Origin of the sequence: Pantoea phytobeneficialis (assembly GCF_009728735.1) — a bacterium.
GTDB lineage: Bacteria > Pseudomonadota > Gammaproteobacteria > Enterobacterales > Enterobacteriaceae > Pantoea > Pantoea phytobeneficialis.
In genome coordinates this window covers 483592-501076 of the sequence record NZ_CP024636.1, presented here as the reverse complement: position 1 = coordinate 501076, position 17485 = coordinate 483592, and the positions used below count along the sequence as shown (strand labels likewise).

At 55.2% G+C, this 17485-nt stretch carries 14 protein-coding genes; 3 read left to right on the top strand and 11 right to left on the bottom strand.

The genetic code is table 11. From position 1 onward, the window contains the following. Window positions 1-1005: 1005 nt before the first annotated feature. Both CTZ24_RS02200 and kup read right to left on the bottom strand, forming a co-directional pair. On the bottom strand, window positions 1006-1602 hold the full coding sequence (locus tag CTZ24_RS02200; protein ID WP_244634013.1) for a DUF2913 family protein: 597 nt from the start codon (window positions 1600-1602) through the stop codon (window positions 1006-1008). Window positions 1603-1801: 199 nt separating this feature from the next. After that, window positions 1802-3667, bottom strand: coding sequence for a low affinity potassium transporter Kup (gene kup / locus CTZ24_RS02195; RefSeq protein WP_021184206.1), 1866 nt, complete (start codon window positions 3665-3667; stop codon window positions 1802-1804). 212 nt (window positions 3668-3879) lie between these two features. Here kup and CTZ24_RS02190 point away from each other — a divergent pair, with 212 nt between their 5' ends. Further along, window positions 3880-5307, top strand: a complete 1428-nt coding sequence (locus CTZ24_RS02190; RefSeq protein WP_208724678.1) for an alpha,alpha-trehalose-phosphate synthase (UDP-forming) — start codon at window positions 3880-3882, stop codon at window positions 5305-5307. An 85-nt stretch (window positions 5308-5392) separates the two neighbouring features. Here the strand turns inward: CTZ24_RS02190 and CTZ24_RS02185 are convergent, their stop codons facing one another. From CTZ24_RS02185 to CTZ24_RS02145, 9 genes are all read right to left on the bottom strand, one after another. Next, a complete protein-coding gene (locus tag CTZ24_RS02185; protein WP_021184204.1) occupies window positions 5393-6670 on the bottom strand; it encodes a TonB-dependent receptor in 1278 nt (425 codons plus the stop codon). Between the two features lie 101 nt (window positions 6671-6771). Beyond that, window positions 6772-8163 carry an FAD-binding oxidoreductase gene (locus CTZ24_RS02180; protein ID WP_208724677.1) on the bottom strand — a complete coding sequence of 464 codons (1392 nt, stop codon included), beginning with the start codon at window positions 8161-8163 and terminating at the stop codon, window positions 6772-6774. Between the two features lie 23 nt (window positions 8164-8186). Further along, complete coding sequence (locus tag CTZ24_RS02175) at window positions 8187-8987, bottom strand: ABC transporter permease (RefSeq protein ID WP_208724676.1); 801 nt, start codon at window positions 8985-8987, stop codon at window positions 8187-8189. After that, window positions 8987-9820, bottom strand: coding sequence for an ABC transporter ATP-binding protein (locus CTZ24_RS02170; RefSeq protein WP_208724675.1), 834 nt, complete (start codon window positions 9818-9820; stop codon window positions 8987-8989). Before CTZ24_RS02170 ends, CTZ24_RS02175 begins: the two co-directional genes overlap by 1 nt. Further along, window positions 9817-10788: an ABC transporter substrate-binding protein gene (locus CTZ24_RS02165; protein WP_021184200.1), complete on the bottom strand. Its 972-nt coding sequence runs from the start codon at window positions 10786-10788 to the stop codon at window positions 9817-9819. Before CTZ24_RS02165 ends, CTZ24_RS02170 begins: the two co-directional genes overlap by 4 nt. Before the next feature lie 14 nt (window positions 10789-10802). Next, window positions 10803-11681 (bottom strand): creatininase family protein, encoded by an 879-nt coding sequence (locus CTZ24_RS02160; protein WP_208724674.1) that lies wholly within the window; start codon window positions 11679-11681, stop codon window positions 10803-10805. 14 nt (window positions 11682-11695) lie between these two features. Further along, a complete protein-coding gene (locus CTZ24_RS02155; protein WP_021184198.1) occupies window positions 11696-12151 on the bottom strand; it encodes a RidA family protein in 456 nt (151 codons plus the stop codon). Continuing rightward, a complete protein-coding gene (locus tag CTZ24_RS02150; RefSeq protein WP_208724673.1) occupies window positions 12141-13346 on the bottom strand; it encodes an amidohydrolase family protein in 1206 nt (401 codons plus the stop codon). Before CTZ24_RS02150 ends, CTZ24_RS02155 begins: the two co-directional genes overlap by 11 nt. Beyond that, window positions 13343-14299, bottom strand: a complete 957-nt coding sequence (locus tag CTZ24_RS02145; protein WP_208724672.1) for a PDR/VanB family oxidoreductase — start codon at window positions 14297-14299, stop codon at window positions 13343-13345. The genes CTZ24_RS02150 and CTZ24_RS02145 overlap by 4 nt, the downstream gene beginning before the upstream one ends. Window positions 14300-14446: 147 nt before the next feature. Here CTZ24_RS02145 and CTZ24_RS02140 point away from each other — a divergent pair, with 147 nt between their 5' ends. Then, window positions 14447-15397 carry a LysR family transcriptional regulator gene (locus tag CTZ24_RS02140; protein ID WP_021184195.1) on the top strand — a complete coding sequence of 317 codons (951 nt, stop codon included), beginning with the start codon at window positions 14447-14449 and terminating at the stop codon, window positions 15395-15397. Between the two features lie 218 nt (window positions 15398-15615). After that, window positions 15616-17481, top strand: coding sequence for a PTS beta-glucoside transporter subunit IIABC (bglF, locus tag CTZ24_RS02135; RefSeq protein ID WP_208724671.1), 1866 nt, complete (start codon window positions 15616-15618; stop codon window positions 17479-17481). Window positions 17482-17485: the final 4 nt, after the last annotated feature.

The following is a 17485-nucleotide window of genomic DNA, read 5'->3' as shown; positions in this document are numbered from 1 at the left end:
GTAGTCCGAATGAGGGTCAGTATATTCCCCCCCACCCGCATATTGTCAAGAAAAATGTGGGTAAATCGTTTTTCTGTTGCAAGAGATCTTATATTCATTCACAAGAAACAAAAAATGAATCAATCAACCAACCAACTGTAACCAAAAGAAAATCAAACATTGAAACAGTTGACTATTCTAAGTCAAATTGCGGCTGATTCGGCAATAAAAAATACGCAAGCACTCACAAAATAATAATCCAAATCAACAAGTTAACGAAATTGTGATTTTTCAGTGTTTACCAAAAAATGACTAATAAGGATGTTTATAAAAATTCAAACCGCTTCGGGATAATAATAATTTCCAATGTGTACGATAACGTTTAATCAATATAAAGGTACATAAAATTCACAAAAAAAACGATATCCGCATTATCATAATGGTCATATCAATAACCTTTCAGTCGATAATTAACAACAAAAATAACCAATGAGTAACATTTATAATTTACCAACAGATCCTTTATTTTCTGACGATAAAATATCCGGCCTGTCGTGGGTGAGTTGTCATGAAAAAGGGTTCATGCTTCACATGAACCCTTTTTTTACCCCAGCGCACGATTAGCTCATCCATTACGGTTGAGGTTGGTGACAGTCAACCTGGTGAACTAAGGCCACCATAGCAGCGCCTGGGCCACATAGATGAGACAAGCCAGCACGATTTTCGAACATAAACTGCGATGGGTAAAATGCTTCAAAATCACGCATAAAATAACGAACAGCATTCGTAGCATTTCGCGCAGATGTAACAGGTGAAAGATTGCCATAACATTTCCACGAATGACCAAAGCAGTTATGACTATACCTTGGTTTAGTTTGCGTGAAATGAATATCCGGCCAGGATTGATGAACTGTCTAGGTTAGTCTTTTAGAGGGTTACGGAAAGCAATCGTATTTACACCCATTCGCAGCGGCGCGATTTATCGCGCTAATGCGGTATCAATCATATGAAAATATAATTAGCGAATTATTGATTCAATGGCCTATGCACCACTAACCGATAAAGAGAAGGTATCTGGTGATCAGCACAGTTTTCTGTGCACCATCCGTAACGATTAAGGATATTTTCCAGTCGTGCCGTGTTTCCTGTCAGCCGCACCATTAAAGGCGCAATTTGCTTGCCGTCTTCATTAAATGAGACATCCAGCGAGCTACGTGACAAATAAATCGCATCCATCACCGGATTAGCACTGACCCTATTACGCCCGGACCATTCCCGATCATTGAGATGATGAAAGGTAAAATCCATCTGCTTCGCCGTTTCAATGGCATAGGTCAGTCTGAACAGATCATTTTGCTCCAGTAATACGCCATTGCAGGTACGCCAGAGATATTCAAGCTTATCGCGCAATTCAGACCTTGCGCCAAGAGTTCGCCCCTGTTTCAGTAACCAGTGAATATCCGGCGCGACCTCACGGGGGAAACGATGTTGTTTCAGTGCCGTGGAGAGCCAGCGAATCAGAAAAATATTTTCCTGCGATACCGAACCTACTAATCCATCCAGTCTGGCAACATGCAGAGCCACCAATGCACACCATGCTAAATGTCCGGTTTTCTCTGTCAACGGTTCAGTTCTCACAGCAACATCTCCATGTCATTAACTGCCACTCCAGCGGATTCAAGTGAAATACAATTTTGGCAGAATGTAAACCTCACACATTCACCTTTCTGATGTGTCCTGCCTTTATTAAAGGCATTATTAAAGAATAATCTGAGATTTCATTTAAAAAGCCTTTCTGCCAGAACGGCTTTGTCTCTTCATATCAAAACTCCCTCTGCCCGCCTAACTCAATCACCCTGTTGGCAGGGATCATAAATTGTTCATGAGCACGCAACGCATTGCGCTGGAAGAAATGGAAAATCGCCCCTTTCGCCCGTGCCAACCCGCGACGCTTTTTCATCACCAGCGTGTCGTGGGAAGTAAAGAACGAGGCTTCCTGTAGCGAGCAACCAAAACCTTCCAGGCCGCACAAATGCAAAATCTCCTGCATTGAGGGCACCTCATGCCAGCCATAGGAAGCCGTCACCTGCCAAAATGAGGGGGAAAGTTGCTGCATGCTGATGCGCTTCTGGTTATGCACCCTGGGCGTGTCGATGGTGCGGATATGTAAAAGTACGGTGCGTTGATGCAACACGCGGTTATGTTTGAGGTTATGCAGCAGCGCCTGCGGGATTTCATACTCCTTACGCGCGAGAAAGATCGCGGTGCCGCCAACTCTCATCGGCGGTGCGGCTTCCAGCGAACTGATCATCGCCTTCAGCCCCACCGGGTCATCCGCCAGTCGGCGGATCAGCAGTGAGCGCTCACTACTCCAGATCAGCATCAACACCAGCATCGTCATCGCCAGCAGAACCGGCACCCAACCGCCGGAGAGCAGTTTCATCAAATTGGCGCTAAACAGCGGGACATCAATGGTCAACATACACACAAGGAACACCACCGCCAGGGGCAACGGCCAGCGCCAATTTTTGAACGCCACCACGCTTGCCAGACAGGCTGTCAGCACCATAGTGCCGGTCACCACGATGCCATACGCCGACGACAGCGCAGAAGATTGGCGGAAAGAGATAATAATGACGGTCACGGCGGCAAACAGCAGCCAGTTAACCACCGGAATATAGATTTGTCCGGACTCGGTCGATGAGGTGTAGACAATACGTACCGGCGGCAGAAATCCCTGGCGAATCGCCTGATGCGTCAGCGTATAGACGCCAGAGATCACCGACTGCGCCGCAATCACGGTCGATAGCGTGGCAAGAACAATCAGCGGAATCTGCGCCCAGCCTGGTGCCAGCAGGTAAAAAGGATTGCGCACAGCATCCGCATCCGTCAGCACCAGCGCTCCCTGACCAAAGTAGTTCAGCACCAACGCTGGCATCGCAATAATCAGCCATGCCAGCCGAATCGGCGCTTTCCCCAGATGTCCCATATCCGCATACAACGCTTCGGCCCCGGTCACGGCCAACACCACCATACCTAACGCCGCGAACGACAGCGCTTTGTGGCTGTTAAGAAACTCCAGCGCGTACCAGGGGTTCAGCGCTTGCAGCACACCCGGATGCATCACAATCCCACGGATACCCAGCGCAGCGAGGGTGAGAAACCACACCAGCATCACCGGGCCAAAGACCAGACTGACCCGCTCGGTGCCATGTTTTTGAATAATAAACAGTAAGGTCAGGATGACCACCGACAGCGGCACAATCACATGGTCCAGTGCGGGTGCCACCACTTCGATCCCTTCAATCGCCGACAACACCGAAATGGCCGGTGTGATCACGCCATCACCATAAAAGAATGCGCCACCAATCAACCCGGCCAACACGATAAAATGCCCGGCACGACCGGTAACATGCTGACGAGCCAGAGACATCAACGTCAGAATCCCACCCTCTCCGTCGTGATCGGCACGCATCACAAAGCAGACGTATTTCACGGTGACGATCAGCGTCAGCGCCCAAAAAATCAGCGAGAGAAACCCCATCACGGCAGTAGAGGTCATGCCGCCGTTGGGTAATATCGAAAGGCATTCGCGCAGCGTATACAACGGGCTGGTGCCGATATCACCAAACACGATACCGGCCGCTGCCAGCATACCTGCCGGGAGAGACTGCTTAGTTGAAGCCATAAGAGAGGCATCCTTTCACAGGGGGTTACGGACAGCAAAGCGAATGAGCATATTATAGCTGCTGCCCCTGCCGCTGATGCGGAGAGTAACGCGCACAACCTCCCGTTTTTGCCTGATTTTTATATCCGCCCGCCATCTTTTTACGCCTTTTTTATATGCCGATGGCTTAAATCAAATGGAACGATTTTCATCGTGATCAAAGGGAAAATGCTATGTCAGGCTTAATTCTGGTTTCGCACAATCTGTCCCGGGCTTCGACGTTATCCGCCCTGTATGAAAGCATTCTGTCGCGCAACGGTGGGCTTTGGGTAAGCTGGGATGGCAAAACTCAGGCCCTCGCAGCAGATATGCCACGTCCCCTGACCTTCCGCCAGGGGCATAAATTTGACACCCTCACCTTTCCGCTCACCCGAGGTGAACGGGAACAGGGTTACCAAAACTATGTTCACCAGGGTCTGTGGCCGATGTTCCATCAACGCCCGGATCTGGCGCGCTTCAGTCAGGATGACCTGAGTCAATATCGGAAATTCAATGAGGCGTACGCCCGAGCGATTGCCGAATACGCGATGCCCGACGATGTCATCTGGATCCAGGACTATCACCTGATACCCAGCGTCAGGCTGATGCGTGACGCCGGTTTGACCAACCGTATCGGCCTGTTCTTCCATCAACCGTTTCCCGCCGGTCAGGGATTTACCGCCATCCCGGACTGGCAATGGCTGGCTGAGTCGTTGCTGTGTTGCGATCTGATTGGTTTTCAGACCAGCCAGGACATGAACAACTTTCTGCTGTGGGTGGAGAGCGCATTTCGTTGCGAACGTCTCGGTGGCACGCTGTTTCGCATTCACGGTCACCTGCTCAGAACCGGTGTCTATCCGGTCGGGATCGATCTGGAAGATGCGCACTGCCTGTTAGCCAGCAACAGTTGCAGTTATATGGAAGAACAGTGTCGCGCCACGCTGCCGCAAAACACGATCCTCAGCGGAGGGCACCTCGACGATAGCGCCGGTCTGCCTTACCGCATCAGCGCCGTTGAGGTCCTGCTACGCAGCCATCCGGATTACGTCGGCAACATGATGTTGTTACAACTGGCCTCGCCATTGGCCGGTTATGCGCCACGCACCGCCGGGTTAAGTCATGACCTCGAGAGCATCTGTGGCGAGATGAACGGCGTACATGGCACGCTGGAGTGGTGCCCCGTCAGTTATCTGACCAAATCTTACAGCCGTGAGGAGCAGGCAGGGATTTATCGCGCATCCCGCGTCGCGCTGGTGACGCCACTGATGGCAGGTATGAGCCTGATGGCAAAGATGTATGTTGCGGTGCAGGATCCGGCCAACCCTGGCGTGCTGATCCTGTCGCAGTTTGCCGGGGCGTCGGAACATATGGATGGCGCGTTGATCGTCAATCCTTATGACCCGGATGCCATCGCCGACGCCATCCATACCGCGTTGCGAATTCCGCTCAGTGAACGTCAGAATCGCCATGCACGGTTGATGAAAGGCATCCACCGTCAGGATTGCCACGGGTGGGCAGCCGGTTTTTTGGCTGATCTACATGAGTCAGAAAGTGATGAAGCAGCTGTAATGGCGGGCAGTTTGGTGGTGACAGCCAAAATGGTGGGGAGGTTGAGATATTAGTTTCAGGTAACAACCCTGACGTAGCGGCGCGATTTATCGCGCCGCTACGAAGATAAAACGGGAGGCCGCAAAGCCCCCCGAGGATTTAAAAATCGTATTGCAGGCTCAAACGGTTCTGCCAGAAGTGAGAATCATACAGCGGGGATGTCTGCACCCCGGCGAAATCGGTCAGACTCAGGCCCTTCAACACGCCACTGAAGCTCCAGGTGAAATACACCAGATATTCTGACTGGTTGATGCTGGCCGACGCCGGTGACGGTTTCAGATCCATGAATGAATACTGCGTCCCGAGCGACAGGTTTTCATTCATTACATAGTTCAGGTTGGTCATATAGGCGTTGCCGCTGCCGAGATCCTGGGTACTGGTAAAGAACGGCTGCGCAAAGTAAGGACCGGACGAGGTGTTGTGCGCGTATGGGGTAACCAGCGAGCCGTTGTTCCAGCTATTGCCGCTGGCGGCAATGTGGTCATAACCCAGTTTCCAGCTCAGGGCTGGGGTAAAGGTCAGCGCCAGTTGAGCACCGTAAGAGGTACTGTTGACTTCACCGGCGAGCGCTTTGCCAAGGCTGGTGCCACGAATAAACTGCACGCCCAGGTCCGGCTGGAACAGCGTATCCTGCCATTGCAAATGACTCTCGCCATACACCAGACGGGTGTAATCGGCGTACTCCTGATACCACAACTGGCCGGTGAGTTTTTTACCGTCCCACTGCGTGCCGCGACCACCGCCCAACGCCCACATGCCGTTGGTGCGTTCATCAACATCGGTATACGCCGTGGTATTAAGGAACTGATCGTCACCCCACGGTTTATAACGCCAGACTTTAGTGGCATGCAGATAATTGGTGCTGTCGCCGTAATTCGCATCAACGCCACGGAACAGAATTGGCGTAATACGCCAGTCGTAATCACCGACAAAAGGAATATTGATTCGTTGATCACCGGCCGTTATTTTAAAATCATCCTGCTGCCAGCTTAAATAAGCTTCACCGACGTTGGTTTGATTATCGCCAATATCGCTGATGGTATTTGCTTCATCCGGATGATCGATACCACGCAGGAAAATACCGCTGACGCCAGCACGAAAACCATAAAACGGCGCGGTTTCATACTTGATGCTGCCGCCGTAGCTCACGGTATCCTGATTAAACCCTTTGGAGAAATAGGCGTTATGCGTCGAATAATACAGCGTACGCAAACTACCGCTCACGGTGCCGCAGGTGAAGATATCGGTAAAACTATTTACGCCACTCGCACCGTACTGACAATCGCTGATATTGCTCTGTGTTGCCGCCAGTGCAGCCGGAGCAAGCGGGAAAAACAGCGCAGCAAGACACGCACCACTCAGTGTTTTTAATTGCATAGTCCCAAGCCTCGTCACTTTTTAAAAGAGCAAAGCATGGCCACCCGCACAATAAATGTGCGGTGGTGGCTCGCTTTGCTGTAAAAAAGTTTTATTATTGATTAATTATTTACACCGGTTATTTTCACATCCGGCAATGTATCGCGCACTTCCCAGCCGCGTAATTTGCCGGGATTAAGTAAATTATACGGATCGCAGGCGCGTTTCATAGCAACAACATCCGCCCGCACCATGCCCTGTTTACCATCTTCAATATGAATAACGTGCGGGTTATTTATTTTCACACCGTTATCACGGTAAATTTGCATAATATCATTCAGGCGATCTTCATCGCTAAAACGCACCAGCGGCAAGCCGCTACAGGTTAAGGTGCCGTTCATATCGCGCAGAAATTCAATATGCGACATCACTTCATCTGATAATTGCGCTTCCATCGCCAACGCCTGCTGATGGTAATTTTCCGCTGCATAGGCGGTTTGCAGATAGGTCAGGGTTTTATCCACTTTCAGCGCCTGAAGCGTGGTGTGGTTCCAGCAATATTCAATCAGCGAATGGCCGTGGTTCTCACCCTCGGCAAAATGCAACGCGCTGCGGCCACCATGCTGCGTCAGCAATGATGGCAGCAGACGGTCGCTCTCCACACCGACCACCGAAATCACGCCGTGTTGTCCCGCCACCTCCGCGTCAGCGAGATCGGTGAAGTAATCCAGTACCGGCGCAGCCATCACCGCCACCTGACGCTTCACCAGCCCCGGCGATTTTGCCAGGGCATCAGCAAAGGCCATCGCCGCCGGAAAACTGGTAAAGGTGTCGAGACGTTCGATCCAGTCATGACGCGGAGCCAGCGCCAGCTCGATTTCCAGCACGATGCCGTTACTGCCGTAAGCGTGGTGCAGCAGCAAGGCGTCCGGTGCCTGAAGCGTCAGGATGCGCGGCGTCTCTTCCATGGTCATCAGCTTCACCGACAACACATTGCCAGGTGCTGCCAGCGGGCCATAGTTGATGGAACCCACGCCACCAAAACCGCCGCCAAACAGACCGCCAAGAGTCGCCAGCTTCCAGGTGGACGGCATACAACGCAGCTCCCAACCGAGCGGCCGGGTATGGGCTTCCAGATCACCGAGGCGAATCCCGGCCTGCGCACAGACCGTGCCTTGCCCCATGCTCACCACGGCGTTGAGTTTGGTCATATCGACCATCAACCCACCGTTAAGCGGAATCAGCTGACCGTAGTTGCCGGTGCCACCACCCCGCAGATTCAGCGGGATGCGGCGGGCAGTACAGGCCGCCACCACCGCCGCCAGCTCCTGCTCATCTCGCGGGCGCACCGCCAGCTCGGCGAACTTCTCTTCCAGTTGCGGTTTCAGCACCGGGCTGAACCAGTGAAAATCGCGCGACAGGCGTTTGACCTTCGGCGCTTCTTTAATCCAGTCAAGTTCAGGCAACGCCGCAACCAGCGCCGCCAGTGCAGACTGACGATCGGAATCAGACATCTTTCTTTCCTGTAGTTGAGGTATCAGGTCGGGCTAAGTTCGCTCTCATGCCAGGCCGCCAATACGCGGCGCGTCAGCCACGACATCAGGGCAAACAGCAGGAAACCCGCCAGAGAAATCAGCAGCAGCGCGGCAAACATCAGTGGAATATTGAGCTGATAGCCGGCCTGCAAAATCTGGTACGCCAGCCCGGTATCGGTGCCACCGGTGCCAGCAACAAACTCCGCCACCACCGCGCCAATCAGCGACAAGCCGCTGGAGATACGCAGCGCGCCAAAGAAGTACGGCAACGCCGAAGGAATACGCAGGCGCAGCAGAATCTGCAAACGCGACGCATGGTTCAGTTTGAAATAGCTCAACAACCCCGGCGAGACACTACGCAGTCCCTGGGTGGTGTTGGAGATAATGGGAAATACCGCCATCAGCGTGGCGCACACCACCAGCGACATGGTGGTGTCTTTCACCCAGATGATGATCAGCGGCGCAATCGCCACAATCGGCGTTACCTGTAAAAACACGATGTAAGGAAACAACGCGCTTTCGATAAAGCGGTTCTGCACCAGCAAAAACGCCACGATGGAGCCAATCACAATCGCCACCACAAAGGAGATCACGGTGATCTTCAGGGTGTAAAGCAAGGACATAAACAGCGTCGGGAAGTTCTGCACCAGGCTCTGCGCCACTACCACCGGCGACGGCACCAGAAAGGCGGGCACCTTCAGCGTGGTGACCAGAAACTGCCACAACAATAACAGTACGATGGCGAACAGCGCCGGGAACAACCACTGCTGAAACTTACGCTGCGCGGCTAAGGGCTTCTTCATTATTTGCTCTCCTGACTGGCGGCAAACAGACCGCGCTGCAACTGCTGCGCATACTGCGTAAACTGCTGGCTGACACGGAACTCATCATCGCGCGGGAACGGCGCATCAATGCTGATATCATCCACCACGCGCCCGGGTCTGGCGGCCATCATGATCACCCGCTGCGACAGGAACACCGCTTCCTGAATCGAGTGAGTGACAAACACCACCGTCAGCTTCTGTTCCTGCCACAGTTGCAGCAGGTCGCTGTCCAGCTTGTTACGGGTGATCTCATCCAGTGCTCCGAAGGGTTCATCCATCAGCAACACCTTTGGCCGCGTCACCAGACCACGCGCAATCGACACACGCATCTGCATACCGCCGGACAACTCGCGCGGCAGCACATGACCAAACTGCCCCAGACCGACCAGTTCAAGGATCTCCCGCACGCGGGTGTCGGCTTCGGCACGCGGCACGCCAGCTAAGTCGAGCGGCAGGCGCACATTCTTGTGCACGTTGCTCCACGGCATCAGCGTCGCCTCCTGAAACACGAACGATAACGGCAGATCGTGCTGTTTTTCCCGGCGATCGCGCCGAAACAGCATCAACTTGCCATCACTCGGCTCAATCAGCCCGGCGATCATTTTCAGCAAGGTACTTTTGCCACAGCCAGACGGACCAAGCAGCGAGACAAATTCGCCCTGGCGAATCGTCAGGTCTACCGGCAGCAAGGCACGCGTACCGTTCGGGTAAATTTTCTCAGCGGAGAGCACTTCAATCGCCGGAGCGGCCGCATGTAGCGGCACCGCTTGCGCATCATTGCTCATCAGGGTCAGTCGGCTGGCGGCATTCATGGCATAACCTTCACGTCTTGAATGAATTTCAGGGTGTAGCTGCCGTCAAACGGTACTTTCGCCGGGTCGATCAGCTTGTTGTCCACCAGCAGTTGCCAGGTCTGCTTCAGGCGCGGTACGGTCATGATGCCGATACCCCCGGTCTGCGCATCGCCGCCGGTCAGCATCTGATACTTCTTCATCTGCGCGATGCTGAAGGCAATCTGATCGTCGGTCATCTGCGGGTTTTCTTTCTTAATCAGCACGTTGCCCGCAGCCGGATTCTCCAGATAGTTTTTCCAGCCCTGCATTGAGGCTTTGACGAAGGCTGCAACCGCCTGCGGACGTTTTTCGATGGTCGATTTCATACAAACGATGCTGTTGCCATACGGCGGGTAGCCCCAGTCGCTGATGGGGTAAACATTGGCCTGTGCACCGGCCTTCTGCACCGCGAACGGTTCGGAGGTCACGTAGCCCTGCTGCACCAGCGTTTTATCCGCGAGGAATGGCTGCACGCTAAAGGTATAAGGACGTACGCGCGCGTTTTTCAGGTTGAGTGCGCTCTGCGCCCACGGCCAGTACGAGGTATAGGCTTCTGCGGCTAACAGGAAAGTTTTACCCTGCAAATCAGCCTGACTTTTCACATCCGGGTGGGTAATAAACACAATCGCCGAGTGCTGGAAAGTGGTGGCAACCGGCACCGCTTCCACGCCCTGCTGCCAGGACTCCAGCGCCTGCATGTTATCGCTGATGATGCAGTCAGCCTGACCAGCAGCCATCAGCTGCATGGTGTGCACCTGCGGGCCGCCCATTTTAATGGTGACATCCAGCCCGGCATCGCGATACAGATTCTGCGCCTGAGCCTGATAAAAACCGCCATGCTCGGCCTGAGCATACCAGTTGGTCATAAAGGTAAATTTCTCGGCGGCCATACCTGGTGCCGACAGTGCCACAGCAAGCGCGGCGACAATGCTCAATGTTTTTTTCATAGCCGATCCCCGAATTAGCGCGGTTGTAATAATGATGCTGCGTCGTTTTGGTCTAAAACTTTGCCCTGCCACTGCCCTTTGCCCCACGCCGGTTCGGCACGGGTTACCCAGGTCATTTGGTGCACTTCGGTGATCACCTGCGCCCAACTGATGGCCAGCGACTCAAGGATCGCCTCGCCCTGCTCTGGGGTGGAAGGCAACGGATCGCCAATCACGCCGCTGGGGCCGAAATCATACGAAGCCCAGGCTGCCATCGGGCGGGTGCTGGAGAGTGTCGGGCATGGGAACGCCGGTGGATAGTTGGCGACGGCTTTCTCCATCTGCACCGTATCGGGTGCCAGCGCCAGCATCAGGGCGGTTTCGGCATGACCGGCGTGCATCGCCATCTGACGCTCTTTCTCGTCCATAAAACTTTCGGCGCAGTTCGGTACTTTGAAAGTGTCCTGCATGATGATGATCATGTCGCCGTGGCGCAGACGCAGTTCACGCATCGCCATCTGCAATGGCTGCGGTTGACCGCCATGACCGTTTACCATCAGGAACTTACGGAAACCGGCGCGGTACAGCGATTCGCCAATCTCCAGAATGGTATGCAGCAGCGTCTCACCGGTCAGCGTCAGGGTGCCGGGGAAATGCAGATGCTCATCCGATTTGCCATAGGTGATGGGCGGAATGGCGTAGGCCGGAATTTCTGCCGGTAAACGCGCCAGTGCATGGCCGACGACCCCGGAGGAGATCACGCTGTCTACCGCACACGGCAGATGCGGGCCATGCTGCTCAATCGCCCCGGTCGGCAGTACGATCACCGTGTTGGCTTTGTCTTCCAGCGTGGCGATATCGGTCCAGCTCAGATACGGCAAAAAGCGGTTTGCCGGAATATAACCATGTAACATCTCGCTTCCTCGTGTTATTGCGGCAACCACGCCGTCGCTTCAACTTCAATTAAGACATCCGGGCTGGGCAGCATTTCGCTGACCTGTACCACGGTAGAAACCGGTGGCGTATCGGGGTAAAACAGCTTGCGCACCCGACTGTAGTGAGGAAAGTGGTCCAGATTGCGGAAGTACTGCACCAGCTTGATCACATCGCTCATCTGGCCGCCTGCGCTTTCGATGGTGGTGCGGATGCTCTCCAGCACGTACCAGCTCTGCGCCAGAATTGGCCCTTCTTTGATATCGGTGGAAAACTCGCCGGTACGCCCCAACAGTTGCTGCGCCTCGGCGGGGATATCGTCGTAACCGCGCACAATCAGCGCGGTTTGCGGATTCACCGGGATGATGCCGGAGAGAAAGATAAAATCGCCCGCGCGTCGCCACGCGGCATACTTCGCCAGCGGTTTACCCGCCCCAGCTTCAAGCGTCATTGGTGGACTCTCCATAACAGATCCCCTGTTTCAACCGATAGCGGTGGCGGCTGCGCAATGGCCAGCTTGCCGCTTCGGCAGCAGGGAAAATGACAAAATCGTTAGCCAGCAGAGTTGCACCGTCATGTAACGCCGCACGCTGGCAAATCAGGGCCGATGCTTCATCAAAAGCCGCGCCAAGTTGCGCACTCAGTAACCCGCTAAACAGCGTATCGAGTGGGTCGTAGCTGCCGACCGGACAGAACGCGTCCTGCACGTTATCCGCCCCCAGCAACACCGGCATACCACGCGTTTGCGCCTCTTTAATCAGGGTTAAACCGCGCTGGCGCGGGGTGCGTCCCGGCACCGCGTCCTGTAACAACAGGTTGGTCAGCGGCAGCGCAATCAGGGTGACGCGGTGTTGCGCCAGCACATCGAGGATCGCCTCGCCGTCCTCCTGCTGCGCCAGTGCACAACCGTGGCTACAGGTAATACGTCCGCTAAACGGATGGTGTTGCAAATAACGCGCCAGCCAGCGCAACCCTTGCGCGTCGTGGCTCAGTTCTTCGTCGATATGCAGATCAATATCCAGCCGCCAGCGTTCTGCCGCCTGCAACAGATGGGTAAATGCCTGCGCATCCCAGTTGCTGCTGTGAATAAAACCGCCAAGCAGCGCACCGCTGGCAGCAACCTGGGCGGCTATATGTTCCGCCTGGTCGGCATCGGCAAAAAAGGTCAGCGGGGCCAACGCCACGCGTTCGAGGGTGCACAGCGGATGCTGCATTTCGCCCACGATCTGCCACGCCAGAGGCGCATCGGCTGAGAACCAGTCGATATGGGTACGCAGCAGGCCCACGCCAGCCTCCACCGCCCAGTTCAGCGCCTGGCGGGCGCGTTGGCGCAGATCGTCCGCGCTCCAGCGCGCCCGGTCCTGATGCATCGCAGCAATCGCCGCCAGCAGGCCCGGTTGCAACGCCGGGCTGCGCTGCACGGTGAAGGTTTTATCGAGATGGGCGTGAGGTTCAATCAACGGCGGCAGCACCAGCGCGCCGTTCAGCGCCAGATAGCCGCTAACGTCACGATCTGGCTCGATATGGGTGCCATCTTCGCGAAAATGTAGTGTCGCCAGCACTGGATGATCGCCATGCATCGGCCAGTCCTGCGGGAGCAGCCAGCGGGGTAAACGCGCGCCTGTCGCGCCTGGATACGCGTTCACAGGTCAAGTACCAGTAACGGGGTACGGGCGCGTGAGCAGCACAGCACGATGCAGTCATTCGCCGCGCGCTCTTTCTTACTCAACACTTCATCGCGATGATCCGGCTCACCGCTCAGCACGCCGGTAATACAGGCTCCGCACATGCCCTGCTCGCAGGAGAGTTCGATGTCGATCCCTGCACGCTCCAGCACTTCAGCAATGCTTTCATCGGCATTGATGGTGTGACGCGCACCGCTGGAGGCGATTTCTACCGTGAACACGTCGCCAGCAATCGATTGCGTGGTGACATCAGGTTTGAATTTTTCGCTATGCAGTTGATCGTCACGCCAGCCATGTTGCTGCGCCAGTTGATGCAGATGCTCCATAAAACCCGCCGGTCCACAGCTCACCAGCACGCTGTTGTGCGCTACTTTGAGGTCTTCTGGTACTCGCTGGCGCAGGCTATCGCCCTCGCTGCTGTAATGCAGCACCACCCGCGAGCCAAGCTGGTCCAGACGCGCACTAAACGGTAGCTCATCGTGACGTTTAAGAAACAGATGCAGCGTGAACTCGGCATTCTGCGCCGCCAGGTGCTCAGCCATCACCAGCAACGGTGTCAGGCCGATACCCGCCGCAAACAGCAATGTACGCGGCGCTTCCGGCAGCGGAAAATGGTTGCGTGGTGCGGAGATGGTTAAACGCGTCCCCGTCTGCACCTGATGGTGCAGCCAGCGAGAGCCGCCGCCCGATGCCTGATCGAGACGGACGCAAACTTGATAGTGTGCCTCCCCGGCGGCCGAGCACAGCGAATACTGCCGCTTGCCACAGTCGGGAATGGTCACATCAATATGGGCACCGGGGGTAAACACCGGTAGTGGGTGGCCGCTGGCAGACGCCAGGGTCAGTAATACATTGCCAGCACCGTTGAACTGCTTTGCGATGACGGTGACAGCCAGATTCTCTGCCTGCTTCATAATAATCCTGCATACGACGGACACGTCATCAGCCGGGAGGCCGCGCGTAGTCTTGTTTTTATCGTGATTGCGATTATTATTTTGCCTGTGTGTAAGCGTCCATCTGTTTAATTCGCACGATGCGTTGCAAAAAAGAGAGCACCCGCTATGTTCGCCTTCTCCCGGTTTCTGATCTACTTCACCGAGGTGGCCCGCCAGGGTTCACTGCGCAAGGCTTCCGAGACGCTGCATGTCTCGGCATCCTCCATCGATCGACAGATTTTGCGGGTGGAACAGCAGCTGGATATGCCGCTGTTTGAACGTCATCCATCAGGATTACGTATGACCGCAGCCGGGGAAATTTTGCTGAACGCTGCCAGGAACTGGCAGCGAGAGTTTGGTCGCGTCTGTACCCAGCTCGATGATCTGCGCGGCCTGCGTCACGGTCATGTGCATATCGCCACCATTGATGCCATCAACCGCGGCTTTTTCTCGGCCATTCTGCAACGCATTCGCACCGAGTATCCCGGTATCTCCTTTACGCTCACCACCATGAGCAACATCCATATCGCTAACGCGCTGACCAATGGCGACGCCGATTTTGGCATCATGCTCAATCCACAAAGCTCGCGCGAGCTGCTGGTGAAGTCGTTTGCGGATTTACGCCTGGGTATTGTGGTCAGCAGCCAACACCCGCTGGCCAAGCTGGAAACTATCCGCTTCAGCCATTGTGAATCCTGGCCGTTTATCGTTCCCGCCGCCCCCCTGATGCTGGCAGAGCCGCTTGAGGCCCTGATCAACAGCTCCGGCATCACCCTGAATGAGGTAGGCCGCACCAACAATATCCATATGCTGCGTTCGCTGGTTCGCGATGACGTGGGCATCAGCCTGATGTGTTGGCTGGATATTGTGGATGAATACCGCCGTGGTGAACTGAAATTTATCCCGCTGATAGATGGCATGCTGAAGCCGTTTACCCTGTCGCTGTGCGTCGCCCCGCAGCGTCAGCTATCGATTGCCGCCTCAATGATGCTGCGTGAACTGGAGTCGTTTTTCGCCCTGATGCAGAACGAAGAAGCCCTGGCGGGGCAAACCACTGCCCCTCCGCCCGCCCCGTAACAGCGGGATTTTTGACTCGGCTCACACTTTCTCCCTTTCCCCTCTTGCCAGCCTGCCGTTGATTGCTGAAGATGGGCGCGATTCAGGATTGTTACTGCAAATCAGGCAAAACCTAAATCGCACCGCATTCAGTTTTCGAGCGCGGTGCGATTTAGGTTTTTTTTTGCCTCCAATCCGGGACAACCCGAGAACAACAGCGATTATCAGCGGGAGTAGGTATGCCATATCAGGAACTGGCCGACGAAATTGTCGAAGGTGTCGGCGGTAAAGCCAACATCATCAGCGTGATCCACTGCGCCACACGCTTACGCTTTAAACTCAAGCAGCCGGGTAAAGCCCAGACCGCGGCGTTGAAGAATAATCCCGGCATCATCATGGTGGTGGAGAGCGGCGGCCAGTATCAGGTGGTGATTGGCAACCACGTTGGCGAGGTATATCAGCAGGTAGCCAGTCGTCACGGGTTGGAAAACGACAACAGCGACCGTGCCGATGCCCCCAAACAAACGCTGTTCGCCCGCTTTATCGATCTGGTTTCCGGCATCTTCACCCCGTTTATCGGGGTAATGATCGCCTCCGGTATTATCAAAGGACTGCTGGCCCTGGCGCTGGTGCTGGGTGTCATGCATCAGGAGAGCGGCAGCTACAAGCTGCTGTTTGTCGCCAGCGATGGCCTGTTTTATTTCCTGCCGATCCTGCTTGGCTACAGCGCCAGCAAAAAATTTGGCGGCAACCCGTTTGTCGGCATGGCTATCGCCGCTGCGCTGGTCCATCCGCTGATCCTCACCGCGCTGGAACAGCAGCAGCAGGGCGAGAATCTACGCTTTTTCGGCATCCCGCTGGAGATCATCAACTACAGCTCATCCGTGATCCCGATTATCTTTGCCTCCTGGGTTGCCAGCCTGGTTGAACGGGTGGTACATCCGCGTTCCCCTGGCGCGGTGCGTAACTTCACCACCCCGCTGCTGTGCCTGATTATCACCGTGCCCCTGACCTTCCTCGCCATCGGTCCGGCTGCCACCTGGCTGAGCCGCATGCTGGCGGAGGGGTATCTGTGGATTTACAGCCTCAGCCCGACCATCGCCGGTGCGGTGATGGGGGCCATCTGGCAGGTGTGCGTGATCTTCGGTCTGCACTGGGGGCTGGTACCGATCATGCTGAATAACCTCACTAACTTCGGCCACGACACCCTGCTGCCGCTGCTGATGCCAGCAGTGCTCGGCCAGGCTGGCGCCACCCTCGGCGTGATGCTGCGTACCCATGAAGCCAAAGTGAAGGCGATGGCCGGTTCTGCCTTTAGCGCCAGCATCTTCGGCATCACCGAACCGGCGGTGTACGGCATCACCCTGCCCAACCGTCGTCCCTTTATCTTTGGCTGCATCGGTGGCGCACTGGGTGCCGCAATCCTTGGTTTCTGGCATACCACCATTTATTCGTTTGGTTTCCCCAGCATCTTCACCTTTATTCAGGTGGTGCCGCCCAGCGGCATCGACGCCAGCGTCTACGCCTCTTTTGCCGGTGCCATCGTGGCATTGCTGTTCGCCACCGTCGCCACCTGGCTGTTTGGCCTGCCCACTCCCGCCCCGGTAGTGGAAACCGCCCCGACTCCGGCAGGCGACGCCTCGCCGGTACGCAAGCAAACCGTGTTTAGCCCGATCTCGGGCAAGGTAATGGCGCTGGATTCGATCAAAGATGAAACCTTCGCCAGCGGCCTGCTGGGCAAAGGTGTGGCAATTGTGCCGGATAATGGCCGCGTGGTGTCGCCGATTGATGGTGTGGTGTCATCATTTTTCCGCACCCACCACGCCATTGGATTGACCGCAGACGACGGTGCGGAAGTCTTGATTCATGTCGGTCTCGACACCGTCAAACTGGACGGCAAATTTTTCACTCCACACGTCGCCGTCGATGATGTGGTGAAAGTGGGCGATCTGCTGCTGGAGTTCGACCTGAGCGCCATTCAGGCGGCCGGATACGATCTCACCACCCCGGTGGTGGTCAGTAACAGCGATGAATTTATTGATGTTTTATCCCTGCAACCGTCAACGGTAACGGCCTGTGCGCCGTTGCTCAGTGCGGTGAAATAATTGA